Consider the following 23,704-nt stretch of genomic DNA (forward strand, 5'->3'; position numbering starts at 1 on the left):
TCAGCGGCTCATTTCCCTGTCAGCATGCGGTATTGGGCGGCCATCATCTGGTGCAGAGCGTGCTCTTGTTCGTTCTGCATCTCGAAGGCGTAGCGGTCGGCGCGGGCCACGCACCAGTAGCCCAGGGTTTCGTTGAAGCATTTCGCCTTGGGCATGCCGCTGATCCCGCCGACCTGGTTGGGCCCGGTCTCATCGGCGACGAGGCGCGCCGCGGAGGCCGTGTCGGGGGTTTGGTAGACGCGGGTTTCAAGGACGTAGGAGACCTGTTGCACGCCAGCGGATTTGAACAGCGCCGCCAAGTGGACGGGGTCGCCGGTGGCCAGGTGCAGCGCGCCATGGGCGTCATAGATCCCGTCGCTGATCGACTCGTTTTCTTGGCGGGGGGCCACCGTGTGGGCCATCAACCCATCGGGGTCCAGCGGCAGTTGAGCCATCTGATCCGGCGGGGTCGGCTTGAATTTGTCGACCAGGGGCTGCTGCAAATCCAGTGTGGTGGCGATCAACCCGGCAGCCGTATCGGGTTTGTCGGTCGACGTCGCTGTTTGCGCCAGCACGTATTGGCCGTGTGCGGTCAACGCGGTCACCGAGAACCGCGGGCCGGGGTCGGGGTATTGCGCTGTCCACTGGTAGGTCAGTGCCGTCGTAGCGGGGTATCGGGGGATCGAAAACGGTTGCGTCGGGATGGGTTTGGTGTCAAAGGGCATCGTCAGGGCAGCGCCTTTGGCTGCCATCTCGGTGATCGTGGCGCTCGCATCAGCCGGGCTGGCCAGTTCCAACACGGTTGTCAGCAGGTCCTTGTAGGGGCCCTTGTCGGTGTGACGGGCGCTGGAAAACCCGGCCAGCAAGTTGTGGCCGTTAAGTGCCTCCCCCAGGGGGGCCCCGAGCAGCGCGTTGACCGCATCGACGTCTTTGACCACGCCGGATTCGATTTGCGCATAGTCGATCAGGTCGGCGTCGACCTCCCACGGGCCCACCACCACGCTGGCCAGACGGCGCCCTTCGGCCCAGCCGCCGCGCAGCGCGTCGCCGGCCACCCCCAACGGGGCGCGGGGGGTGGTGGGGAAGTTCCCAGCATCCAGCAACGCCAGATTCACACCGTCGGGGCTGGCCTCCCCGGGGGCTTTGACCGCGCTCCCGGCGATCGTGGTACTGCATGCCACCGTCAGCGCCGCGATCCCGACGGCCGCGGCGCGCCCCCACGAACGGATGCGCCCGGTCATGGCGCGGTCAGCATCAGGTATTGGGCAGCTATGATCTGATGGGCCTCAACCTCTTGAGCCGCAGTGGCTTTGAACGCGTAGCGCGCCGCGGTGGCGATGCACAAAAACCGCACCGCCCCCAGGTCGGTGATGTCGGGGCCGCGGTCAAAGCAGCGCGCCGAGGGTAGACCGTTGATGCCGGGGGCGGAGTGATAGCCCAGGAATGGCACGTCGATGCGGGCGAGCCCATCAGCGGCGCGCTGGGCGCCGGTGGTATCGACGGCCTCGTAGATGGTGGTGCGGTCGACGGCGACGTGGGTGATGCCGGCGTCGTTGTACATCGCCTGGGTGGCCACCGGGTCGGATCGGAAATGTAGTGAGCCGTGCGCGGAGTAGACCCCACCCTGGTTGACGTTGCGGTCGGTGGCCGGCACGGTGCGGGCCAGCAGACTGGTCGGGTCGGCCGGCAAGCTGGCTAGCTGATCGACCGGGGTGGCTTGAAAGTGGTCAGCGGCCGGGCCTTGCAAATCCAGTGTTTTGGCGATCATGTCGGCGACCGCCGCGGAGCTTTCCTTGGATCCGGCGAACTGGAAAAACACGTACGGGCCGTGCGCGCTGAACGCTGAGGCTTCAAAACCTCCTGACAGCGGGGCCACGTAGGCCTGCGTGTTGGGATAGTTGGGGATCGCCAGCCGGGTCGCTGGGATATTGCCCGGGCGGATGGTGCCCACATCGGCGGCGGCCATCGCCGCGGCCGCATCCGCCGCGTCTTGGGGGCTGGGGAAGCGAAACACCCCGTTGTCCAGGATCTTGGGCTTGTCAGCGCCGGCCTGCCCCTGTGGCGGTGGCGGGGTGGCGCGCCCACTGACGAAACCGGCCACGAAATGATGCGCGGCGGCGATCGCGGCGATCGAATCCCCACGCACCAGCGCCGACAGCCGTGTGGGCTCGGGAACCGCTGTGGTGGGCGCGATTTCGGCGTTCGTCGGGCTGATCAACGTGGCGTCGATCTGCCACGGTCCGGCCACCATGTCGGCCATCCGCTGGGCCTCGACGCGGCGCCCGGCGGCGTCATCGGCGACGTTGCCCAAGGGGGGCCGGGGCCGGCGCGGATAGTTACCGGGGTCGAGCAGGGCCGTGTTGGCCGCCGCGGGCGCCGGGCCGCCGGACTTGACGGCTACCCCCGTCACCTGGTTCGAGCAGCCGCTGCCCACGGCGACCACCACGGCGAGGCTGAGCAGCAGCGGCGATAAGCCCCGGCGTGCGGCGACGATGTTTGTGTGTCGGATCTTCACCGGGAGGCTTTCGCTGATCCGCTCCGGCGCCTGTTGGGCCGTTTGCCCGACCAGCGCCGCAACGCCATGCGGTCGATGAAGATGGCGCTGGCCGCCCGACGTTCTGAGACAGCCTTGTCGGCCACCGCCATCACCGCGAGTTGGCGCACTCGGGCACCGAGTCGCTTCTCCTGGTCGCGAATGCGGTGCCATTCGGCACCGTCAGCGTCCAGGTCAGCATTGTCGTTGAGATAGTCGAGCGCCGCGTCGACCGCACACTGCTGTAAGTCGGGGTTGTCTGGATACAACAGTGCGGCCTCGCGCGCGACGCGGTGCAGGCGGGTCCGCGCCGCGGCATCCAGCTGGCGGGCGCGCGCGCTGTTGAGCAGCGTCGCCATCGGCTCAGCCGCCGATTCGTCGCGCACGTCCCGATCCCTCCTTTTCTCAGGTCCCGCGGCCGGCCTGTGTGCGCCGGCAACGATGGGGAGAATGGTAGCCGCTACTACCAGGGCGTCAGCTTCGATCGCTGATTTTGCCCATCATCGCCCTTGCCACATCGCTGGCGTCCTTGCCCGGCGCGGGCGCCGCGTCGCGGAAATAGACCGCCTCGACCTCCACCAGGCAATTGCCCCGCGCACCGAGCGCGCGCACCCGCCGCAGTTTCGTGTGCCGGTCTACCTCTTCCACGGTGGCTTCCACGACTGAAGCACCGGCGTGCACCTCGGTGATCTCACTCTGAAATCCCAGGCCGCTGTCGAGGCGCTGACCGGCGCATCGCGACCACTGCGAACCGAATTTCTCAAACAACGCATTGGCCGCCGCCGTGTTCGGTAACGCGACCACACCCTCGACGAGATCGATCACCGTGGGAAATTCGCCGACATCGGCGGCCCACCACTGTTCGTGAGCAACGTTGACCACCTGCGCATTACGGTAGGCCTCGCCCATCAGGATGTGCGCCAGCGAGGCGCAATCGCTGCGTGAAGCGCCTGGCCAGTCCCAGTACATCTCTGCTGGGCCGCCGAACTTCGGCGGCATACTGTCATCGAGTTTGAACGATTGACCGAACACGTGGGACAACTCAGCATCGGTCAGCATCGCCTGCTTGATGACTTCGCCGACCAGCGGGCGCGGTTTGAGGTCCGGCGCCGCGCGCACCGTGCCGCTGACGACATCAGCGCAACCGGCCACCAGCGTGATCAACGCCGAGGACACCAGCACCAGGATCGGCCGAACGACATTGGGTGCCAAGCGCATCCAAGCCATGGGCGCTTCTCTCTTCTCACGCGAGTAGCAACGGTGGGTCTGGTCAGCGGGGGTTGACACGATCGGCCATCCGGGTCGCGATCTTGAGGCCTTGATCGGTGCGGTTATTACCGCAGCTGCGCACATCGATGACGATGTTGTTGCGGGCGGTCATGGCCCGTTGGCACTGCCAGCCCCCCGCACCTTCCTGGGTGTTGACGATGCTGAGCATGCCGTCACGGTTGGCGACCGTGCTGGCCATCCAGATGCTGTCTGGTTGACCCCGCTCGAGCAGGCGCAAGGTGGCGCCGTTGCATTTCGGCCAGGCCGCAGCCTGCTTGGCCACGAAGTCGCTGGCCGCCGTGGCGGTCGTGAAGTAGATCGCGGCGCTGTTGTCCAGGTGCTCAACGACTTTCGGGTCCTGCAGCGACTGGGTGCGTATCCCTACCCAACCGGTGCCCTCAAGTTCGGACTCGAGCGCGGGGATTTGGATCTCGCCGCATTCGGGCCGGTCGGTATTCACGCCGCTGTAGGCCACGTCGTCGCTACCGGCGTCCGGTGTTGGCGCGATGTTCGTCGCGCCCTCGATGCTGCTGATGGTCGCCACATCCAGCAGCAGCCCGGGAAGCGCCGACAACGGCACCGTTGCCGCCGCTTGCGGCGTTGGGCTCGGGCTGGCCTGCGTCGAGGACGGGCGGGGGGAGCGAGTCACTGCCACGCTGCCCATGTCATCGGGGCTGCTGGCGACGTTGATCACGATTCCGGCGGCCACTGTGGCGACTATGACCGCGGCGGCGGCGCCGATCCGGGCCCACAGGGGGAACCGCTGGTGGCGCGGCGCCGCGATCGCAGCAGGGTAGCCCGGGCCGGCTCCCCAGGGCGGCGCTGGCGGCAGGGGCCGGACCGGGGGAGGGCCGCCTGCGAATCCGAGTGGCCGCCGCGGCAGCACCACGGTGGCTTCCTCGCCGGGCCCGGGGCCCATGGGCGGCATCGCAGCAGGCTGGCAGCCGTTGCGCATCGCGGCATTGCCCGATGGCGGGGCGGTCTGGGCGGTGCTGAGCGGCGGGTTCGCGTGGTGGGGCATTTGCTGTCCTTCGGGGATAGGCGAGGTTGCGGGGTGTGAAGTGGGTCGCTTTGTCGCGGCCGGGGTGTGTCCAAGCCGAGGGGTGAAGCCCTCGGACGCTGCCGCGCTGTCATGCATGCTTTGGATTAGACCACAGCGGAAAACATAGCGCAATGTTTCAAAACATTGCACCACTGTGGTTTTGTTGGTAGCGTCTGCATCCGTATCCACCAGGCCCAGGCAAGGAGACCGCCCGAATGAGCGCCTCAAGACCACCCGCGAAGACGCCAGAAAACAGCGCACCAAAACACAGCATCCGTACATCGCGGCTGACCGCCACCGGCCGCTGGGCAATCCTCGCCGCCACCGCCCTATGCCTGCTGCTCACCGGCTGCACCGCTACCACCACCGGCCGCCCCGCAGCCGCCGCAGACCTCGGCCGCTGGCAACCGCCGGCAATCCTGCCCCAACACCTGCCAGACCTGTTGCTCAGCGAAAACGACATCAACAGCGCTGCGCACACCACAGGCATGGCCGTGCGCACACCGATCACGCACATGTGGCACGACGAGGACACCATCTCCAACCCGGCTTGCCTCGACACCTACTTCCCAGCCGAAGCCAACGCCTACCAAGGCACCAACTGGACCGCCATGCAAGGCCAAATCCTCGACGACGCAACCACACCGGGGAGCGCCCGCCACGCACTGGTCCAGGCCCTCATCAGCTTCCGCGACGCCGACTCAGCCCAACAATTCTTCAGCCAGGCCAAAACACGCTGGTCGGGCTGCGCAAACCACTCGCTCACCGTCGTCCTGCACAGCCACGCTCCGGTGACATGGAACTTCGGCGAGCTGCGTGCCACCGACACCACCCTGACCAACACCCAAACCCAAGCCAGCGGTGAAGGTTTCACCTGCCAACGCGCCCTGGGGCTGGCCAACAACGTCATCGTCGACACCCTGTGGTGCGGCTTCGACACCACCAGCCAAGCCAGCGACATCGTCGCCAAGACCACCGGCGCCATCTCGCAGGCCTGACCCAGCGAGCCCGCCAGTCCATCGTCGACTTGATGGGTCACATGACAAAGAGAGGAGGTGCCGGCAGTGCGCGCGCTTGCCGTCCCCGTCTCAGCGATACTCATCGGCGCCGCGAGCGTGGCATGCCACCAAAAGCCGGCATGTTGCGCCGCCCCGCCGCCACCCCCGCCGATCAATTTCAACGACTACCGGTCTGTCAACACCGACGACTACCACACCTATTCGACCTACGGCTGGAACGGAATTCAGTTCAGCACCCGCGCCGGAATCCGCTGCCGAATCTATGACGGCCCACACTCGTTCCAGTACGCCGCCGCGATCGACTGCTGGGGCCCACTTCCCGGCGTGGCATCTGGGGTGAACTACGCAAAGGTATCCGAGTGGCCCTACGACAAAGACACCTTGACGCCGATCACCCGGGGACCCGCGCCCCCAGGGCACACTGAAGTCTTCTCCCTATTCAGCCACACCGACCTCAACGAGCAAGAGACCTACCACGCCGGCCCGACCGAGAAAAGAACCGTCGACCCCGCCAGCTACCACCTACTCAATCCTGGGCAGAAGATCGTCGTCCCCGGAGGACACCCCGGCGACGACGACCTCAACACATCAATCTGCGCCGTCGTCACCGACGACTCGATCACCTGCGAAATCCAGAACCTCGATCACGCCGGCGCACACGGCTTCCGGATCCTGCCCCAAGGCAGCCAGACCTACTGATTGGACGATGTTGTGGCTAAACAGATCACCGAGCGCGAACCGCGCAACAACAACAGCAACCTGATCGGCTTGCGGGGCGCCATACTCTGCGCCGGCGTGGCCACCGCGCTCGCCGGCCTAACAGCCCCTCCCGCTGCCGCAGACCCACCCAACTACACCGGCTACCACGCCGTCGACCCGAAACCCTTCCAGACCTTCAACACCTACGGCGGCGGCGGCGCACAGTTCACCTCGCCCAGCGGCCAACTGTGCCGCATCGTGGTCATCTCCCGCGGCATGTTCGCCTACATCGAATGCCTAGGCGAGCTACATGGCTCCGCCGAAGGCAACAACCTCGTGCGGATCACGACCACGGCCCCAAGTGGCTTTTCGAAGACCACACGCGAAGAGTTCCTCAGCACCCAGCGCGTAGGACCCGACGGCGTCACCCGCGAACCCACCGGTGCCGCCGGGTTCATCCCGCTGCCCGCAGGCAGCAGCCTGACCTACACCAGCAGCGTCTGGTCCGGCACCTGCGCCGTCGACACCGCCAGCACCCGCTGCACCGTCACCAGCAACCACAGCGACGGCACCAGCACCACCAAGAGCTTCACATCGACCCCCACCGACACAGCGATCGACTGACACCAACGAACCGCTGCCTAAACGTCAGCGATGTTTGCTGGTCGCGACGCGACCTGTGATGTCCTGGGTGTGACGCTCCAGGCGCGGAAGCAGCCGATCGGCCACCTCACGAGCGGCGGGACGGTCGATCCCGGCCAGGACGGACCGGAACGCATCCGGTGCTGCGGCCGCCATGTCTGCGACGCGGGCGAGCCGTTCGGTGCAATCAAGCTTCATCTCCACGGCGTGACGTTCAAAGTTCTTCTTGAGCACCTGCCCGAACTTGCGGCGCCCACCGATCGACATTGCGACAGAGGACAGGTCGTAACCGCCTGCACGTGGCTCGTAGGCCAGCGCCGAAGACAAGTCGTACAACGGAGCCATGCGGGCCTCACCTCGAGGTGAATAGAGCAGCGCGAAATTCTTTGCGTGCGCGTCGGGAGCCCCGACGATGTAGTTGAACAGCACCGCGTCGGAGAAGCGAACAACATCCTGCTCGGGGCGTGAAGATTCACGCCGCAGCATCGCGGCCAGCTCCGCGGTGCGTGGCCCGTTGCGCTCTTCGTACTTGTTTGCCGGCATCCGCCCCATCGCTTGGCAGAAGTCGACCTGGTGGAGGCGATGCACCCCGTTGGCCTGATCGAGGTAGCGGTCGAACCGACTGATAACGATCGCCGTTTCGCCAGCGAAGTCAACCAGTTCTGTTGCGGCCACGGTCAACCCGAGCTGTGCAGCGACCTGCATGGTGGCGTATTCCAGTACCGCTTGGTGCATGAGTCGGGTGACGCCCGGTTTCACGATGTGGGTGGATGCGCCGGCTCCGTGCACCTCATGCCAACGCCCTGCCAGCCGGGCCAGGGTGAATTTCTCCTGGGCACCCGGCAGGCTCCAGTGCTCGTCGGGCAGAGTCCAGGACGCGCCGGTGGCCCGCAGCGCGGCAAGGCGTTTGCCGATCTTGGCGTCGCTGACTCGCCGGTAATCGACTGGCCGCTGGCTCAGTGCATCGAGTGCGTCTTCGTCGACGAACTGGACGGCGCCGACGCAGTCCCGGCCCATCGCCGCAAGCAGGTCGAATGCAGTGTCGCCGGTCTGCAGTTCCGCGGCCCACGCCGCCCGTACCGCTGGGCTTTCCGGAAGCAGGCCTTCGACGTAGGCCGCAATAGCCTGATGTCCGAAGCGGATGTCGCTGATCGGTAGCGCTGGCGACAGCGGGACCCGGCCGGTGCTGCGGTAGCTTTCGCGATAAGCAAAGCTATACTGGCCCAAACGGTTTCGAGACCAATCACCGACGACCTGGCCCCGCAACAGCACAGTCAGTTGATCAGTCATCGAAGATCGACTCGAATGCCGACTGCGCCGCGCGGTCCTCAGGCGTGTCCTGGCTGCGGGCCAACGTCACCGTCAGGCCCAGCGCCGCGATGACACGGAACACCGTATCCATCTCCGCTGATCCATGCCCGGCCTCAAGCCGAACCAACCAGCCGCGCGACACCTGTGCGCGGCTTGCAAGTTCACTCTGTGTGAGTCCTTGCTTGCGGCGTTCCTCGCGCAGCGCGCGGCCAAGCCGCCGAGGCTCGCGGATCTCATACACGCATGTCATCGTACGCGGACATGAAGAAAATGTCATCGACCAGATACATTAATGACATGTCGTCGAACGATGACATGACCGGAGCGAAGCAGGGGCAGTCCGCATCAACGGCCGAGCCCAACTCGGGTAAGAATCAAATCCGGGAGCCTTTGGCCCGGCGTGGCGAAGGAAGCGGGCGCCGCGCTCAGCGGCGACCTCGCCGCAAGAGCCACTTCGACAGCGAAACAGCGAGCGGCAACCCCAAGAGGCTCATCGCAAGACTCGCGAAGCCGAGCCCCACCAACGAAAGCAGCCCCCGATGACAGCCGTCCAAGACAGCCCAGATGCCACACGCCAGGAGCAGCGGGAAGATGACCACGAACTTGGCCGAGTCGCGCACGCTGGTCTCTTCGCCGCTGGCGTGTCGCGGCCCGCGGCGATCGGTAGACCCCGAACTGTGCAGAGCTTTGAACCCGACGTAGCCGCCGAACACCATCGTGATCCAACCCACGGCAGGCAGCGCTGCAGCGCGACGAAAGTCATGTGGCGGCGGGTTGAACGCCATCAACGCGCCGCTGAGCATCCAAACCACCCCGAACACAACCAAACCGAATCGACGTACCGGATCGCCGTTGAACCGCTTAGCCATTCGCGAGTTTGACGACGCGCGCCCGCATCGAATCGGCGATGTAGACGTTGCCACCGGAGTCCACCGCCAAGCCTGCTGGGGCGCTCAGGCCCTTGCAGGGGAGCTCGGCTTGGCTCGTCGAACCCGCCGCGAGCTCAAGGGCCTGGCGATTGTTGTAGTCGGCAAGGTACACAGCACCCTGGTGGTCGACGGCGACCCCATGCGGCTGATTGAGACCGGTGAACGGCAGCTCGATTTGCTTCGTCGAGCCCGCCGGCAACTTGAGCACCCTGCTGCGACTGGCGCCAGAGTCCGTGACATAAACGTTGCCCGCCGCGTCGACGGCAACACCACCTGGCGATTCCAGCCCGCTGAAGGGCAACACGCTTTGACTCGCCGAGCCTGCCGGCAGGCTCACCACCTGCTTGTTGCGTCGGTCAGCGACATAGATACCGCCTGCCGAGTCCACCGCAATACCTTGGGGATCGGCGAGATCGGCTAGCGGCACGGCGATTTGGCTATTGGCGCCGGACGCGAGTTTGACCACGCTGCCGATCCCCGGGTAGCCGTCGCTGAACTCGCTCACGTAGACGTTGCCCGTCGCATCGACCGCGACACCGGTGAGGTTTTGCAGACCGCTGAAGGATAGCTCCGTTTGGTCGCCGGAGCCGGCCGCAAGTTTCAGAACCCGGTGGTTACCCGCGTCGGTGACGTAGACGCTGCCCGCTGTGTCCACTGCGACGGCGGTCGGATCTTTCAGGCCGGTGAATGGCAGATCGCTTTGCTGATGGGTGCGGGGCGGCGTCTGCGATGGATTGGGCATCGCGTGTGCGGAGGGTGTGGTCGTCGGATGGTGTTGCGGCGGTGCGCTTTCATGGCTACAGCCCACCAGCGCCACCACGCCGGTGACCGCGAGGACGACAACGCCGCGGAGCCGCCGAGGCGGGCGCACGGATCCCTCAGCGGGACGGCGGGTCGCGGTCGTCATGCTGTGGTCGCGTACGGGTTGTGGGCCTCGCTGAAATCGACGCCCAGGCTGCGCTTGTCGTGGGCGGCGCCCTTGCTGCAGGTGGCCATGTGCCCGGCCCAGGCAATTTCGCCGCCGACGATCACCTCCCGGTATACGAAGCAGCGGTGGTCGCAGTAGCGGCAATACGCTCCGGCCATGTCTTACCTTTCGGTCTTCGACGTGAACAAAGCTAGCACATGTAGAACGTTATGTTCTACATTAGTTGGGTGAATGAAATCTCCATCCGCACACTCAACCAGGAGACCTCAAAAGTCTTGGCCAGAGTCAAGTCCGGCGAAGAAATCACCGTAACCGAGCGCGGCGCGGCGATCGCCCGGATCGTGCCTACATCCGCCGGCCCGCTCGACGAGCTGGTCGCCGCCGGCCGGGTCCGCCCCGCGACCATGCGCGGCCCCGCACCACGACCCACGACTGCGGCCGGGGACGGTCCCGATGCCGGCGCCCTGGTGCGCGGCATGCGCGACGAAGAACGCTTCTGACGCCATGATCTACCTCGATACCTCAGCCCTGGTGAAACTGGTCCGCCTCGAGCCGGAGTCCGAAGACCTAGCCGATTGGCTCGACGCGCGAAGCGAAATACGTTGGATCACTTCCGCGGTGGCCGAAGTAGAGCTACCGCGAGTGATTATCCGAGTCGGGCAGCTCGACGCATTGGCGGCGCTGCCTGCCGTGCTGGACCGGCTCGACCGGTTCGAGATCGACCCAGTGGTGCGCAGCACTGCAGCGGCCTTCCAAGATCCCGCGCTGCGCTCACTCGATGCGATACACCTCGCCACCGCGAGCATCGCAGGGTCGCTGGCCTCACTTGAGGCGTTCGTCACCTACGACCAGGCCCTGGCTGAGGCTACCCACAAGCTGGGAATACAGGCTGTTGCCCCAGGGATCAGCGCTGGAGGGGCTGGTATCTCTTAGCCGGCGTGCCGATCCGCCGCGGGAACATCGTCGCGACACCCTGCTGATCGCGGACCACCTTGGCCAAAGTAAACACGCTCGACACCAGAAAGAGGAACGTGACACCGAGGAACAATCGCGGCCGCGGGTCAAGCGGCAGGAAATAGATTCCGCCGAGCGCGGCCACGAAGCTGATCGCGAACGCGACGGCGGCCCGAACGAGGAAGGCCGCGGTCGTCTTTCACGTGTGCCGTTAGGAAACGGTCATGCCAATAAGACTGCGGCACTACACCGTTGGCCGGGACAACACTACTCAGATTTCGTCGTCGGCGTGCCAACCCCGGGCCGGGTACAGTAGCGCCGCTGCGGCCGCTGCCGCGGCGCACACCCCCAGCGCCGCGGCGATCACCGTCGCCAACTGCAGCGACGCGAATTGGGCGTCGGCGACCGGTTTGACCACTGCCACCACGGCCACCGCGGGCATCACCAGCCGCACCCACCACGCCACTACGCTATCACCGGGAACGCGTGAATTGGCTTCGGTAACAAAGACATACAGCGCCATCAACAGCAGGAAGGCCGCGCCGAGGATGACTGTGGCGATCCAGCGCGCGCCGTGGGCCGACAAGACGGCAGCCGTCACCGCGACAAGCGCCATCACCACCACTCGTGCGATGGTGTTCGGCCTCGCCTGGCGTGTTACCGCCAGGTCCGCGGCGACGCGCACCACCGCCCACCCTGAGGCCAACGCAGCGGCCACCCCCACAACGACGCCGGCGATAGTCATCCACGTCCGACCCGCCTCGGCATAGAACTCCGGCACCGCTTCGCCCAGGAGTCTGGCACTCCAGCGCCACGGGCCCGCCACACCCCGGTGATCACCCACCCACAACACCACCGCAGCCACAGCCACCACCGCGACCGCCAGCGACATCGATCGCCCCGGCCTGGCTATACGCGCGGCCCGGACCGTGATGAGTTCAACGCCCACCATCCCCAGACCGAAGCCGACCAACTGGCCAGACAGCTGGCCCGGCGTTGCGGCCGTCCCGATGACAACGGGGTCACTGCCCGCCGCGACGCGCGCAGTGACTGCCACCGCAAGGTAGACGGAGATGAGCAACCCCGCGATCACCAGCAGCGCCACCAGCGACGCGATGACCCGAGTCGACGCCCAACAGACAATGGCACCAACGACAATCGCCGCCCCCGCCGCGGCGACCGGTAACCACGAAAAAATCTCGACCGGGTCCTCGCCGGATGAAAACTGCAGCAGCAGCAGCGATCCGAGGGCGGTGGCGAACTTCGCTGCCAGCACCACATAGGCGAGCAGCTGGACGATGCCGGCTGCGGTCCCTGCCTTCGGGCCCAGGGTGGCGCCCACCAATTCGGCGGTGCTGCGCGCATGGGGAGCATAGCGGCGCAGCCGCGCCAAGGCGTAGATCACCGGGACCACGACCGCCGCCCCAAGAAGCGCTCCCAGTCCGTACTGCGCCGCAGACACAATCACCGCCATGCTCAGCCCGGCGGCTTGCCACGTTCCGAGGACGCGCTCACCGGAGCCGGTTCCTGGCTGGGCTTGTGCCCCTAGCGATTTCTTCGGCATGACTCAAGCATGACTTACGCCTACTCATTATTGCCGCAGCGCCCGACCTCAGCCCAAGGCCTCGCTCGTCGTGATAGCGCTCGTCAGAGCTGTCGTGGTGCCGCTGACCTAGCTTTGACGGCCTTGTAGGCCCACGAGCCCAATGCCAGTGCGATGAGTAACGCGCCCCCAACATGGCGTAGCCGGTCGTGCGGTGAAAATCCCGCATGCCCGCCGGCGAGTACACGCCCTGGTGGATATTGTCCTGTGTTGCATGCCAGTTCACCGGCGCCGTCAGCACCGCTGGATCGGTGCCTGCCGGGTTCAACTTCTCGATCGTTCTTACCGACCGGTACCCGCGGGAGGTCAGCACCGAGCAGGTGTCGGCCGGGCCCATCCGGTGTCCGTCGCAGTGCGGCCCAGCCAGCTCTTGGTAGGCGACTAAGCCTGCCCCGAACAATAGTGCGATGAACATCAGGCCAAGGGCGCCGACCGCGAGGCGGCCCACGACGTGCCAGAAAACCGCCCCTATGGTGCGCCCGGGGGCCGCGGGGTGTGGCCCGTCGAAGTCAGGATCGGTCACAACGACCCTCCGGCGTGTGAACCAACCTCATGAGACGACACGCTGGTGCCTATCTACAGTCGTGAAAGTCGCTGGCTAGTTGCCGCTGCAATTCAGCCGCATCAGCCGTCTGATTGCCCTGAGGGGGTTGGGGTTTCGGCGATCCACTGTCGTCGCGGCAGTCAGGCACTTGAAGATCTCCGGTGAACTGGTGGAAATTATCGGGCTCTACCATGAGGTGCCATTGCAGTTGCAGCGGGTGCTGTTTGGTGGGCGCGATGGTGGAAATGACTGATTTGAGGTCGCGGTAGGCCGTAGCAGGGTCTGTGATGTAAACCGAGAGTGCAGTGATTCTGGCGTCGTCGACGCGCACGTAATAGATCGGCAGCGCCAGCCGCGATATCAGGGCGTCGATGTTTGCGCGCTGCTCGACGGTGATTGGAATACCGACTTCCCAGGTGGGGAACTTGGTCGGCTCGGCCGAACGGACATAGACGGTCATCGGTTCGGGCTGCACAGTGGCCAACACTGCGCTCAAGACATCGCTGGTGTGGTCGATATCCGATACTTCAAGGCGCACCGTGGCACCGTCACGTGACCACAGGATCGACGCCTGCGGCACACGCGTCCTGAGTTCCCGCAAGCGATGTGTGTCACCGGCGATCTGGGCGGGGTTGAGCTCTGCGCCACGTTTTACCTCGAGTCGGTCGCCAACGACGAAGGTGGTGGACTGACGGCAGCCGTTGAAATCCCCGCCTTCGATGCGGGTGATACGTGAGGCCACCGCCGCGATCTGTTCCTCGCTTGCCTTCGGCATCGCGACTACCAGGCTCAACTGCGCGCCGTTCTCAAAATCGTTGGTATATAGTGGATTAACGTCATCAACGCCCGGCATTGTGGCGATCTCCGCCTGAAGGTGGCGCACCTCGGCGCTGCGATCAGGAGGCGTGCACGCAGCCACGACCAAGGCTAGCCATGCCACGGCCGCCACACATAACCGCTTCACCTGCGCCGGGAGCCGGCGCGTGACACGCCGCGACACTGCACTGATCACATAGCCAAGCACCCTGCGTGCCTCACCTTTACATCCCAATATCGCAACTCTGCGTAACCCTAGACCGCTTTGCAGCCCGTCGACACGAGGCTGGTGCCCTGGGCGGTGACGTCGTCGCCTCCCTTCTGGGACACTTAGAACCTGTGTGGGCTCGAATCGTTGTTGCGCCCTGGTGGGTGAGCTGGCTGGCGAACGCCGCGTTCGGCGCGATCACTCTTGGCGCAGTCGCGGCGTTGCTGTACCCGCATTTTTTCGTCGTCACCGGATGGTTGTGGGGACCGCTCACCGTGGCTGGGTTCGCTCTGCTCATATCAGCGTGCCTATTTTTCGTCCAGCGCCCGTTCCGCCAGGCTTATTCTGCAGCCCTCACTGGACTTAGCCGCCAGCAGCGGGCCCAAATCAGCAGGGCATTGCGCCGCGGAGAGAACCCTTCTGAACCGCGCGTGCTGGTGGCTGCCGTCAAGGTGGGCACTTTGCGGCTGGCACACACGCGTCGGGCCCTGCGCGGATCGAGAGCGTTGATATGGCTGACGCCGGCCTTCCTCAGCCTCGCCGGAGTCTTGTCCTTTCTGGCCAACGATATTCGGCGCGGAGTGTTCTTCGTCGGGTTCGCTCTGTACTTTGCGGCCTACTACGCGTGGCTTGGGTACCGCAAGGATCAGCTGACCACGCACGTGGAATCGTTGCGCGCCAGCGCAGAAGCTGACAACACGCCGGTAGACGTCGACTATGCTGCGCCGCCGCAGCGACTAAAGATGTCGATCCCGCTGTTCATCGTGGCTGGAATCGCCACTGTGACAATCGCATACCTATCGGATCGCCCCAACCCGGACTGCCGGACCGTTGACTCGGTCGCCAACTTCAACTTCAAAACCAGTAGCGTGCTCACAGCGCAGCTGACAGCGACCGACGTGGATCTGGCAAGCTACCGGGATTGGTCCAACCAGCTGCAAACCTACGCACAACAAGCATCCACCCCCGATATTGCTCGCCGCCTTCACCGGATCGCCGACCTATCCGTGCAGGCGGTGGCGCAGCGACAAGCTATCAACAACGAGGAAATAGCCGGACGCTCAAATGATGTTATCCACAGCGACCAATCCGTATATCTGAGCACGATCAGCGAGCTGCTCGACGAACAGCAAGCCCTCATCTCAACCTGCCACCGTTCCTGACCCGGGTCCTCCCCATTCATCGTGATAGCCGGCCCCGCACCCGGCCCGATTCTCACCGGGGCTGTTGCTGCATCACCTCGAGACGGCTGGAAGTGCTCGAAGTCGCACTCTTTCAACGATTTCCGCGCCACGCCTGGGCCCATCAGATAGGCCCTTCTCCACCCCGGCTTCAGCGTGCGAACAGGTCCCGTGACAGACAAGCCTTCGACGCAGGACTCCTCGCGGGATCCACTCTCGAGGCGGCGCGCTTTCGACTAGCTGGTCGACCGGTTCACCTAGACACCCAGCCTGGCAGGCTTGAGGGTGTGCTCGTCAGATAGGCGATCTCAGAAGCCGTGGCACGATGGCCGGCATGGAGGAAGAGCTGCCTACGGTCAGCCTGCGTTTGTGGCGTGCCGACGCGATCGTCCTGTTCGACTGGTTGGCCCATACCGATCTGAACACCGTGCCGATCACGCATCCGGCGCAAAAGCAGGCGCTGGCTGATCTTTTGACCCGGTTCGAATGGGCGGCCGATGCGGATGTGACCGCGGCGACTGCTGACGAGGTCGCGGCGGCCCAAGCAGAAGTGTCGCGCGACATGGGCTGGTGAGGGATCAGAATCCGTTCGTGGCGGTGCTGACGAGCCTGCTGTCAATATTGACCAACAGAGTCAAACCGGCGGCAACCGCAGCGGCACCAGAATTCGCGAACCGACGTCACGATTGCCCGCCAAAGCCATCGGGTCTTGCACGCGGCTGCCAACGCGGCGCGTACATCTCCACGCGAAGCGCTCGCCGTGGGTCCAATCATCAGTATGAAGGCGAACTCGACGCTCAGTGCGCGCATGGCTTCGTAGGTACCGTGGTCGAGTGTCTGAAGAAGATGAAATGGCCGCATCGGAGCACGGCGTGCATCTGGAATGGTGGTACGACCTGGACCGGCCAATTCTAGCCGAAGTGGACTTGCTTGCCGCCAGGTCAAGCTACTCGACGTCGTTCGTTACAGAGGACGGCGTCTTCGCCGCGACTGTACGTCTGCCACGGACGCCCGACGCTGAGAGCGGGCTTGCGGATTATCTGGCGCCTCCGCGTGATTGGGCGGCAACGCTACCCACGCCCGATGAAGAATGGGGAATCCACTACAAGGACCATACGCTGGGCTTCAAAGGTGTTGCCATCAAACGTCTTGCCTTCAGCATTCAGGCCGGGCCGGAGCTCGTGGAGCCCGCGATACGTTCGGAGTGGGGGCAGGACCTTCTAGCGTTGGAGATTCTCAACACCGTTGATACCTGGTGGGAGAACGTCAGGACATGGCTTCGAGGTCGCAACTAACCAACGCCTCGCACAAGTCGGGCACGAGGCCAGCGATTGGTTAAACCCGAATACGCGGACGTCGATATGGACGGTCGACGAAAGCGGGGAAAGGAAGCCGTTGAGGGCCGGCGGCACTGTTGTTCAGGGCCCTGAGCGAGTCCTCGGTGTGACCGCAACGATCCTGCAGGATTGCTTGGCGCTCGCACACATTGAGCCGCCACTGGCATGGACTCTGTTGCGGGACGCGCGCGCCCTGCAAAACGCCGATCAGTACCGCCGCTCGGTCATCGATGCAGCCACTGCAGCAGAGCTGGCTGCGACCAAGCTGGTTGACGATTTGCTAGTGGGAACCGAATCGGGGGAGCGAGCAAGGCTCCTCCGCGACCGAAGCCATCAGGGACTTGGAGGGAAGGCTGTACTGCTGAGGGAATTGGGGCAGGGCCCTCCGGAGGGTTTCAAAACTGATCTAGTGGACAGGCGAAATGACGCCGTGCACGAAGGGATAGATCTGAAATATCTCGAGTGGCAGGCGGCGTTTCGTGCGGCGTTAGCCCTTGTCGAGCAAGGCTTTCCACTGCCCACGCCGCCGGGTTCAAGCGTCCCGCTAACGTGTTATTGGTCTCGGACCATACAAGCGCATAATGTCCATTCGTGGCCGTGATGCGAGCCTGCTAGCGGGCTGGTTGGTAGGCGTTGGCGCGGCTCGCCGGATGCAGGTACGGGGGCCGGACGGCCGCAGTGCCCAGCTGTCCTGTCTGGACACCGGGGGTGTGGGTGAGGCAGCGCACCGGTGCTGTGCGGCCCAGTACGCCAGGCTCGTGTTCGTGGCCGGCCGCCCAGCTTGAGACATCAGGGGTTTCGGTAACTTCCCATCGTGTGACGAGTCCTTCTCCGACCCCGCGGTGCTTGCCGATCGAGAACAGATCGGTGAGCAGCTCACGGATGAGGTCGGCGTCGCCGACGGCGCGCCAGGTCAAGGTCGCGGCGGGATGCGCCATGACAGGGACGATGCGCTTCTGATAGCGGCCCTGGGCGTCGGAAACTGCTTGGCTTCCAATGACGGGGGTCAGCTGCTGAAGCCGGCCCCGATTCGTGCGTGAGGTGCGCCAGCGCATATCGGGGTCGGTGACGTGATGGGGGTGGAGGTCGGCGAAGGTGGCCATCCAGTGCCAGTCGGCGTCAGAGGTGGGATCGCCGCATTTGGCGAGTGGAAGGGCAAGCGTCTCAGGGTCTTTGGTGTGCTGATAGGTGAACTCTTCCCCGGCTGTTCGGGCGGCCCACTTACGGCGGTGCCACAGTACTGAGGCGAGCAATCCATCCAAAGCCACGCCCCAGGGTCGGGACAGCACGACACCGTGTGGTGTGGTGGCGGTGATCTGCAGAGCAATCATGCGTGTGTGTCAACTCAGTTGCGATAGCGTGGCGATCGCCTCGTCGCGGTGAGCGGTCAGGTCCGCTACCCAGTCAATAGTGTCGCCGGGCAGATTTCCGCGAAGCGTGGTGCCGGTGACGGTGGCGGTGACCTGGCCGTGGCCGGCGGCGATACGGCCGCCGAGGTGTCCTCGGGTGGCGAATTCGTCCAGGACGGAAAGCAGGAATGCTGCTTGGATGGGGGTGGCGTTGGTGAGTCGAACCCAGGTCTGCAGTCGGGTTCCCGCCGGCAGCGTCTCGACCCCGAATCGTCCGAGCGGACTGCTGTTTTCATCCGAGTCCGTGGTGGGAGGCCGGGCGGTGGTCGTGCGGTGATCGGAAAGGTGGCTAAACGATTCTTCGGCGACGCCAAGCACGGCAGGCAAGGCTTTGGATCGCGGTGGGCGGGGCAGGATGTGGGAGAGTTCGGCGATCTCGGGCAGCACCTTGCCGACGTCCAGTAGCCCCGACATAATGCGGCCCGACGCCGCCCCGCCGAATACCGCGATCTGGGGCAGTAGAGCCTTGAGGCGGCGTTCTTGCTCGTCGGTAAGGGGTCGCGCGGATTTGGCCAGCCGGCCGCCGTTGGTGAGTAGGTGTGCTGCCGGGATGGGCAGGGCGGTGTCTTCGTAGTTGAGCACGGCGGCGGTCAATGACTCTCCGATGCGGCGCAAGATTCCGCGGAAACCGCTGCCCGACACGATCGGGACAAGTATCACTTCACCGGTGGGGGTGAGGATCTTTTCTCGTCGGAACAAGGCGAAGTTGTCGGTGCCGATGGCGCTGTAGTCCTCGCGGTGCACGATCGAGGAGCGGGCCAAGACGTCGATGTCGAAGTGAACGCTGATCAAGCTCACCCGCGGGCCGCTTTCCGTTGTTCGGCAACAGCTTCGGCGATGATGCGCACCCGCAGCAGCAGTGCCGGCAGACTGTCACGTAGCACGGCGATGACGGGTAGCGACGGTTGGCGTAGCAGCATGGCTAGCTCGAGGCGTCGATCCCGCTGCCGGGGCGCGCAGACCTCGAGCTGTATGGACACATCAGACCACCAGCGATCCAGGGTGTCGGCGCGGTAGGCGGCACGGCGAACTCGACCGGGCAGCAGCTCGTCCCAGTAGGTTTTGCGGTATCGCGGGTCGGCGAGCCAGCTTCTTTCCCAGTCGATGCTGTAGTGCAGTAGCAGCAGCAGCCGTTCAGCGGTGTCGGCGGGACTGGTCCGGGCTGGTTCTTTCGTGTCGGCGTCCGGGGCGGGTTCGTCGAAAGGGGGCAGTTCGGGGACCAGGGCACGCCACGCCTGGGTGGGGGTGGGAGCTGCCGTCATGGGTGAAGCGTAAAGGGCCAGGCTGCCATCGGGTGGTGATCGCTCGGCGCGCGGGCTAGGGCTGAGGCGTCGGCATGGTGGTGAGGGCGCGAGCTGCTGCCCACAGGGGCGGGATGGTGCGCCACGTCTGCAGTGCCGTCCAGGCAGCCAGGATGCGCCGCCAATGGGTGGCCGGCTGAGCGCTCAGTAACCGCGAGGGAGGCGCCGGATGGCTCAGCTGGGTCCAGGTCGCGCCCACGGTGGTGCGCAGCCAGATCAGGTCGGTCAGCCGGGTGGCCGCCCCGGCATCCCAGGGCACGACGAGACCATCGGTGGCGAGATGTCCCCATTGGGCGGTCGGCAGGATGTGGCGGCGTCGAGCGGTCGGCAGGATCGCGGCTTGAGAGGTCGGCAAGGCGCCAGCAGAGAGCGCGTCAGCCAATGCGGCACCGGTGGAGTACTCCGTCACGGTCGTCGCAGTGACCAGTAAAGCCAGTTGTGTGGTGGGAGGAGCGCTGTAGGCCCAGGCGCATGGCACACAGAGCCGGCGCGATCCGAACGGCCAGGCGTCGAAACCGGTGAACTTCTCAGAAATGATGCGTGAGCTCAGCACGGTCGGCCCCTCCTCGCCGCACCGGCCGCAGCGACCATCTACCGGCGAAGGCGCGTCCACGGCGGGTCGACCGGCAGCAACCCATGCCGCGGCGGCGGGATCAGAAAGCATGCAGGCGCCACGATACGGCCGGATCGGTTGGTATCGTGACCGACACGAAACGCACACAGGGGTCGGGTGAGGGTTTCACCTGAGGCGGCTCCGGAAGGCTGTTACTCAGTCCGTCCGGGGCCGCCTCCCTCTTTTCCTCGGCCCGGCGCCGGCAGCAATCCCGCTTGGTGTCCAGGTTGGCCCATACACTGCGGGTGATCGTCGAGCTAGGGAAGTTTGAACCGCGTGGGTGCCAAGACCGCCAGACCGAACCGGGAACAACCCGTCGTCATGGACGTCGAAGGCGGCGTCATTTCCGCGCGCGACGTGAAGGCGGCCCGCGAGGTGGCCGAGGACGCGATGACGGAGCGCGCTTTCCAGCGCCTTGCCAACCAGATCACCGACGAACTGCGCGACACGGACACCTCACTGACCCGGGCGGCCCGCGACCGTGATCGCGCCACGCCTCGAGATAGGAGCCATATCGAGTCCGTGCGCCTGCGCGGCGAGCTGCCGGCCCGCGAGGAGTTCCGGGAAAGCCTGAGCGGGCGCCAGCGCAAACTCCGCTCGGCGGTCAAAAACCAGGTGATGGCCGCGGCGCCGGCATCACAGCAGGCCGCGATCGCGAGCATGCTGACCAGCGAAGACCCCACCGAGTGGCGGCGCATCAACGAAAAGCTGCACCACTCGGCGGGTGACGTCCAACAACTAGCGGACACCGATCGGGCGAAGGTGCAGCGCCTCGACCGGGCCATCCAGTCCTATGAACGCCTCAACGACCGCACCCACCGCGTCTATGTCGCAGTGAAGCTGCCCGACAACCATGGCGACATCACCAAGCCCTCCGACCTGCCGCCAAGCCTGCGGCCGGGTGCGAGCGTCGCGTTCGACCAGTTCACCCTCACTCGACACAACCTGCATGAGACACCGGGCCACGACAGCTCCCGACATGTGGTCTTCGAGGTTGTGACGAGCCGCGGGATGTATTTGGGCCGCTCCGACAGCGTGGAAGACACCACCCACATCCTCCCGAGAGGAATGCAGTTCGACGTGGCGTCCGCCGAACACGTCGCCTATGCAACCCGCTCCGGAGGCTTCAACGAACGCGTCGTCTTGCAACTGAGGGAGCGGTGATGACCCCCACCGAATGGATCGTGCACCCCAACCGATCCGACATTGGATCCGACGAGCCCGGCCAGAACGGCCACTACCGCTCGCTCACCCGGCCGCGGAAGCCGGCCATCGAACCGTGCCTGGCCCGAGTAAGGCTGCCGCGCAGACTATCCGACGTCGCCGACGCCGACGGCACCATCACCTTCGGCGGGAACGACTGGTGGTTCGTCGTCGGCGCGGCCCGGACCTTCGCCCGCACCCACATCGACTCAAACGTGCCGCCGCCGTTTGGATTCAAGCGCAACGGACAGTGGTGGTGGTGGGACGACACCACCAGCGAGGAATCGATCCTCGAGGGCCCAGAGGGCATCGACTACGTCCGCGAATACCTCGCTCGGCTGTTCCCGAGGTGCACCGTCACACTCAGCGACACACGATGACAACGACGCCAGCCGGACTAGACCTACACACGCTACGCGGCATCGCCGCCCGCCGGCGCGGCGCCCAGGGCCACCAGCATCTGCTCGACCGCATCGCCGAACACCTCGACGAGCACGACGGGTTCGTATCATGGAGCGGCGGTAAGGATTCCACCGTCGTAGTCGACCTCGCTCGACAGGTCGACCCGCACATCCCAGTGGTGTTCTTCGACAGCGGGCTGCAGTTCCCCGAGACGCTGCGTTATCTGGAGGACCTGGCGCAGGAATGGCAGCTGAACTACCACGTGATCACCGCTGACCCAGATTTGCTGACGGTGCTGATCGCCGGCGGTGGCTTCGACCATCACGCAGTCGATCGTCGGTTGCGCGGACAGCTCGCCGACATCATGATCACCGGGCCCGCGGCCGAGGCGCACCGCCGCTACGGCCGCGGATCGCTGTGGGGAGTGCGCGCTGAGGAGTCCCGCGGCCGACGGATGCTGTACCGGCGCGGGCTGGGTGCCGAAACGCGGGCTCGACAGCACAGTTCGCAGTCAGATGTACGCGCGCAATTTGGCGGAGTGGTGCGCCGAGCGGACGGCACCGTTACCTATGGCCCGATCTGGGACTGGCAACGCTCGCATGTCTTCGAGTACCTGGCCGGCCGCGACATCGAGCCCAACCCGCTCTACCGCAAGCTCGCCGAACTCGGAGTCCCTGAACAGCAAATCCGCGTCGACTCGATCATCGACGCCTCCAAGCTGTCCAACGGACACATCGCCTGGCTGCAAAAAGGCTGGCCAGATCTATATGACCGGCTCAGTCGTGCCCTACCGCGGCTGACTGAATGGACGTGAAAGCCGCTGTCGGACTGCGCTATTGGCGCCGCGGGGGGAAGTCCACTGGGTTGAGCACCGGTCGGTGTTGCGTTGTGGGTCTATTGCTGGTTCGTGCGGCGCTTGTCCGACCATGCCCGGTACCCCATCAACACGGCCAGGCCTCCGGTACTGATCAAGCCCAGCCACGTGCCATGGATGACGTTTACCACGAAGAGTGCCAGAAGTAGCGCAGCCATCACTGCGAAGAAGACTGAGCTGTTCAGGCGGTCCCTCTTCACCCGCGTCCTCCTCTCCGTTGGCGTGCCTGGGTTGAGCATGCCAGTCATCATCCAGTCTGCAGTAGGCGCGAGGTGGATAACCGCCAGCGTCGCATGGCGTTGGTAGCATCGGCGTGGAAGGGCAGGCCAGCAAGGGGCCGGCCCGAGATCTCCGGAGGGGAGAGGGAATCATGAAAGTGGATTTGGCGGGTGTGTCGCCCGCCGCTGTCTGCATCCGGGAGGACGACATCGACGAGCCGCCGTACCTGTGGTCAGACTTGATCGCTCGTCGCAACGCGTTGAGTCTGCGCGTTGAGGACCTCGTGCCGGTGCTGCGTGTCGATCTGCGCAAATACCGTTCGCGGGAGACTGGTGCCTTGGAGGTCGGTCCCGAGCTCGTCGACGAGCTGATCGCGATGGAGGAGTTTGTCGCCGGCGAGGCCGCGCGCATTATCGCCGCGGCGCCGGCTGAAGGCACCGTGGTGCTGAGGGCTGTGGTCGACCAGGCCGAATTTGAAGACGCCCATCCCGACGCGCGCACTCTGCGGGATCTGGCGGCCTACCCGCTGTCGCTGCAGCATGTGGCCGTGGGGCGGGCCGCCGGGCAGTTGAGCCGGCACGGCTGCGTCGTTGAGGTGTACCGCGGTGAGCAGCGCGGTGACCTCACCGTGCGCCGGCTGGCGGCGGGCCTGCTCAAGGAGGAGACCGCTCGGTTACTCGGTGTGGATG

Annotated in this window: 28 protein-coding genes and 2 pseudogenes; 12 read left to right on the forward strand and 18 right to left on the reverse strand. The window is 65.2% G+C overall.

The genetic code is table 11. The features are described 5' to 3' along the window. Nucleotides 1–8: 8 nt before the first annotated feature. The 5 genes from BRW65_RS27155 to BRW65_RS27175 all read right to left on the reverse strand — a co-directional run bounded on the left by BRW65_RS27155 (nt 9) and on the right by BRW65_RS27175 (nt 4,802). Nucleotides 9–1,220: a DUF7373 family lipoprotein gene (locus BRW65_RS27155; protein WP_073880003.1), complete on the reverse strand. Its 1,212-nt coding sequence runs from the start codon at nt 1,218–1,220 to the stop codon at nt 9–11. Continuing rightward, entirely contained in the window at nt 1,217–2,494 is a 1,278-nt protein-coding gene (locus tag BRW65_RS27160; RefSeq protein ID WP_244168235.1) for a DUF7373 family lipoprotein, read from the reverse strand. Before BRW65_RS27160 ends, BRW65_RS27155 begins: the two co-directional genes overlap by 4 nt. Then, nucleotides 2,491–2,898, reverse strand: a complete 408-nt coding sequence (locus BRW65_RS27165; protein WP_073880005.1) for a hypothetical protein — start codon at nt 2,896–2,898, stop codon at nt 2,491–2,493. The genes BRW65_RS27160 and BRW65_RS27165 overlap by 4 nt, the downstream gene beginning before the upstream one ends. A gap of 88 nt (nt 2,899–2,986) precedes the next feature. Then, nucleotides 2,987–3,688: a sensor domain-containing protein gene (locus BRW65_RS27170; protein WP_167374102.1), complete on the reverse strand. Its 702-nt coding sequence runs from the start codon at nt 3,686–3,688 to the stop codon at nt 2,987–2,989. 94 nt (nt 3,689–3,782) lie between these two features. Beyond that, nucleotides 3,783–4,802, reverse strand: coding sequence for a sensor domain-containing protein (locus BRW65_RS27175; RefSeq protein ID WP_073880007.1), 1,020 nt, complete (start codon nt 4,800–4,802; stop codon nt 3,783–3,785). 236 nt (nt 4,803–5,038) lie between these two features. Between BRW65_RS27175 and BRW65_RS27180 the strand changes: the two genes are divergently transcribed. From BRW65_RS27180 to BRW65_RS27190, 3 genes are read left to right on the forward strand one after another with little or no spacing between them, the layout of a single operon-like run. Continuing rightward, nucleotides 5,039–5,821, forward strand: a complete 783-nt coding sequence (locus BRW65_RS27180) for a sensor domain-containing protein (RefSeq protein WP_073880009.1) — start codon at nt 5,039–5,041, stop codon at nt 5,819–5,821. A gap of 57 nt (nt 5,822–5,878) precedes the next feature. Then, on the forward strand, nt 5,879–6,541 hold the full coding sequence (locus BRW65_RS27185; RefSeq protein WP_073880011.1) for a hypothetical protein: 663 nt from the start codon (nt 5,879–5,881) through the stop codon (nt 6,539–6,541). A 12-nt stretch (nt 6,542–6,553) separates the two neighbouring features. Next, nucleotides 6,554–7,165, forward strand: a complete 612-nt coding sequence (locus BRW65_RS27190) for a hypothetical protein (protein WP_073880013.1) — start codon at nt 6,554–6,556, stop codon at nt 7,163–7,165. A 24-nt stretch (nt 7,166–7,189) separates the two neighbouring features. Here BRW65_RS27190 and BRW65_RS27195 read toward each other — a convergent pair whose 3' ends face one another. The 5 genes from BRW65_RS27195 to BRW65_RS27215 form a co-directional block, all read right to left on the reverse strand. Further along, nucleotides 7,190–8,455, reverse strand: coding sequence for a type II toxin-antitoxin system HipA family toxin (locus tag BRW65_RS27195; RefSeq protein ID WP_167374103.1), 1,266 nt, complete (start codon nt 8,453–8,455; stop codon nt 7,190–7,192). A 10-nt stretch (nt 8,456–8,465) separates the two neighbouring features. Beyond that, on the reverse strand, nt 8,466–8,735 hold the full coding sequence (locus tag BRW65_RS27200; RefSeq protein ID WP_167374104.1) for a helix-turn-helix domain-containing protein: 270 nt from the start codon (nt 8,733–8,735) through the stop codon (nt 8,466–8,468). 184 nt (nt 8,736–8,919) lie between these two features. Beyond that, entirely contained in the window at nt 8,920–9,363 is a 444-nt protein-coding gene (locus BRW65_RS27205; protein WP_073880019.1) for a hypothetical protein, read from the reverse strand. Next, nucleotides 9,356–10,243, reverse strand: coding sequence for an NHL repeat-containing protein (locus BRW65_RS27210; protein ID WP_167374105.1), 888 nt, complete (start codon nt 10,241–10,243; stop codon nt 9,356–9,358). The genes BRW65_RS27205 and BRW65_RS27210 overlap by 8 nt, the downstream gene beginning before the upstream one ends. Nucleotides 10,244–10,326: 83 nt before the next feature. After that, a complete protein-coding gene (locus tag BRW65_RS27215) occupies nt 10,327–10,509 on the reverse strand; it encodes a hypothetical protein (RefSeq protein ID WP_073880023.1) in 183 nt (60 codons plus the stop codon). Nucleotides 10,510–10,578: 69 nt separating this feature from the next. On the opposite strand from BRW65_RS27215, the gene BRW65_RS27220 reads away from it, so the two are divergent. Both BRW65_RS27220 and BRW65_RS27225 read left to right on the forward strand, forming a co-directional pair. Then, nucleotides 10,579–10,851, forward strand: a complete 273-nt coding sequence (locus tag BRW65_RS27220) for a type II toxin-antitoxin system Phd/YefM family antitoxin (RefSeq protein ID WP_073880068.1) — start codon at nt 10,579–10,581, stop codon at nt 10,849–10,851. Between the two features lie 4 nt (nt 10,852–10,855). Beyond that, nucleotides 10,856–11,284, forward strand: a complete 429-nt coding sequence (locus tag BRW65_RS27225; protein WP_073880025.1) for a type II toxin-antitoxin system VapC family toxin — start codon at nt 10,856–10,858, stop codon at nt 11,282–11,284. Here the strand turns inward: BRW65_RS27225 and BRW65_RS32525 are convergent. The 3 genes and pseudogenes from BRW65_RS32525 to BRW65_RS27240 all read right to left on the reverse strand — a co-directional run. Beyond that, a pseudogene (locus BRW65_RS32525) lies at nt 11,256–11,504 on the reverse strand (YiaA/YiaB family inner membrane protein); the annotation flags it as partial. The gene BRW65_RS27225 and the pseudogene BRW65_RS32525 sit on opposite strands and share 29 nt — an antisense overlap. A gap of 72 nt (nt 11,505–11,576) precedes the next feature. Next, nucleotides 11,577–12,869, reverse strand: a complete 1,293-nt coding sequence (locus BRW65_RS27235; protein ID WP_073880027.1) for a hypothetical protein — start codon at nt 12,867–12,869, stop codon at nt 11,577–11,579. A gap of 611 nt (nt 12,870–13,480) precedes the next feature. After that, nucleotides 13,481–14,476: a hypothetical protein gene (locus BRW65_RS27240; RefSeq protein ID WP_139273256.1), complete on the reverse strand. Its 996-nt coding sequence runs from the start codon at nt 14,474–14,476 to the stop codon at nt 13,481–13,483. A gap of 164 nt (nt 14,477–14,640) precedes the next feature. On the opposite strand from BRW65_RS27240, the gene BRW65_RS27245 reads away from it, so the two are divergent. The 3 genes from BRW65_RS27245 (at nt 14,641) to BRW65_RS27255 (ending at nt 16,952) form a co-directional block, all read left to right on the forward strand. Next, the gene (locus BRW65_RS27245) at nt 14,641–15,639 is read left to right on the forward strand and encodes a hypothetical protein (RefSeq protein ID WP_139273258.1); all 999 of its coding nucleotides are present in this window, start codon (nt 14,641–14,643) and stop codon (nt 15,637–15,639) included. 352 nt (nt 15,640–15,991) lie between these two features. Continuing rightward, the gene (locus tag BRW65_RS27250) at nt 15,992–16,231 is read left to right on the forward strand and encodes a hypothetical protein (protein ID WP_073880070.1); all 240 of its coding nucleotides are present in this window, start codon (nt 15,992–15,994) and stop codon (nt 16,229–16,231) included. Between the two features lie 259 nt (nt 16,232–16,490). Then, complete coding sequence (locus tag BRW65_RS27255) at nt 16,491–16,952, forward strand: hypothetical protein (protein WP_139273260.1); 462 nt, start codon at nt 16,491–16,493, stop codon at nt 16,950–16,952. Between the two features lie 653 nt (nt 16,953–17,605). Here BRW65_RS27255 and BRW65_RS27260 read toward each other — a convergent pair. From BRW65_RS27260 to BRW65_RS27275, 4 genes are read right to left on the reverse strand one after another with little or no spacing between them, the layout of a single operon-like run. After that, nucleotides 17,606–18,325: a hypothetical protein gene (locus BRW65_RS27260; protein WP_073880035.1), complete on the reverse strand. Its 720-nt coding sequence runs from the start codon at nt 18,323–18,325 to the stop codon at nt 17,606–17,608. A 9-nt stretch (nt 18,326–18,334) separates the two neighbouring features. Beyond that, on the reverse strand, nt 18,335–19,201 hold the full coding sequence (locus tag BRW65_RS27265) for an RAMP superfamily CRISPR-associated protein (protein ID WP_073880037.1): 867 nt from the start codon (nt 19,199–19,201) through the stop codon (nt 18,335–18,337). Continuing rightward, nucleotides 19,198–19,665 (reverse strand): hypothetical protein, encoded by a 468-nt coding sequence (locus tag BRW65_RS27270; protein WP_073880039.1) that lies wholly within the window; start codon nt 19,663–19,665, stop codon nt 19,198–19,200. Before BRW65_RS27270 ends, BRW65_RS27265 begins: the two co-directional genes overlap by 4 nt. Nucleotides 19,666–19,720: 55 nt before the next feature. After that, the gene (locus tag BRW65_RS27275; protein WP_073880041.1) at nt 19,721–20,368 is read right to left on the reverse strand and encodes a hypothetical protein; all 648 of its coding nucleotides are present in this window, start codon (nt 20,366–20,368) and stop codon (nt 19,721–19,723) included. A gap of 225 nt (nt 20,369–20,593) precedes the next feature. Here BRW65_RS27275 and BRW65_RS27280 point away from each other — a divergent pair, with 225 nt between their 5' ends. From BRW65_RS27280 to BRW65_RS27290, 3 genes are read left to right on the forward strand one after another with little or no spacing between them, the layout of a single operon-like run. Then, the gene (locus tag BRW65_RS27280) at nt 20,594–21,481 is read left to right on the forward strand and encodes a hypothetical protein (protein ID WP_073880043.1); all 888 of its coding nucleotides are present in this window, start codon (nt 20,594–20,596) and stop codon (nt 21,479–21,481) included. Beyond that, the gene (locus tag BRW65_RS27285) at nt 21,481–21,900 is read left to right on the forward strand and encodes a hypothetical protein (protein WP_073880044.1); all 420 of its coding nucleotides are present in this window, start codon (nt 21,481–21,483) and stop codon (nt 21,898–21,900) included. The genes BRW65_RS27280 and BRW65_RS27285 overlap by 1 nt, the downstream gene beginning before the upstream one ends. Beyond that, nucleotides 21,897–22,736 (forward strand): phosphoadenosine phosphosulfate reductase family protein, encoded by an 840-nt coding sequence (locus tag BRW65_RS27290; protein WP_073880046.1) that lies wholly within the window; start codon nt 21,897–21,899, stop codon nt 22,734–22,736. The genes BRW65_RS27285 and BRW65_RS27290 overlap by 4 nt, the downstream gene beginning before the upstream one ends. Before the next feature lie 80 nt (nt 22,737–22,816). On the opposite strand, the gene BRW65_RS33010 is transcribed toward BRW65_RS27290, so the two are convergent. Then, nucleotides 22,817–23,044, reverse strand: coding sequence for a hypothetical protein (locus tag BRW65_RS33010; RefSeq protein WP_432206460.1), 228 nt, complete (start codon nt 23,042–23,044; stop codon nt 22,817–22,819). Between the two features lie 122 nt (nt 23,045–23,166). On the opposite strand from BRW65_RS33010, the pseudogene BRW65_RS27300 reads away from it, so the two are divergent. Further along, a pseudogene (locus BRW65_RS27300) lies at nt 23,167–23,704 on the forward strand (hypothetical protein); the annotation flags it as partial.

This window comes from Mycobacterium paraffinicum (genome assembly GCF_001907675.1).
Taxonomy (GTDB): domain Bacteria; phylum Actinomycetota; class Actinomycetes; order Mycobacteriales; family Mycobacteriaceae; genus Mycobacterium; species Mycobacterium paraffinicum_A.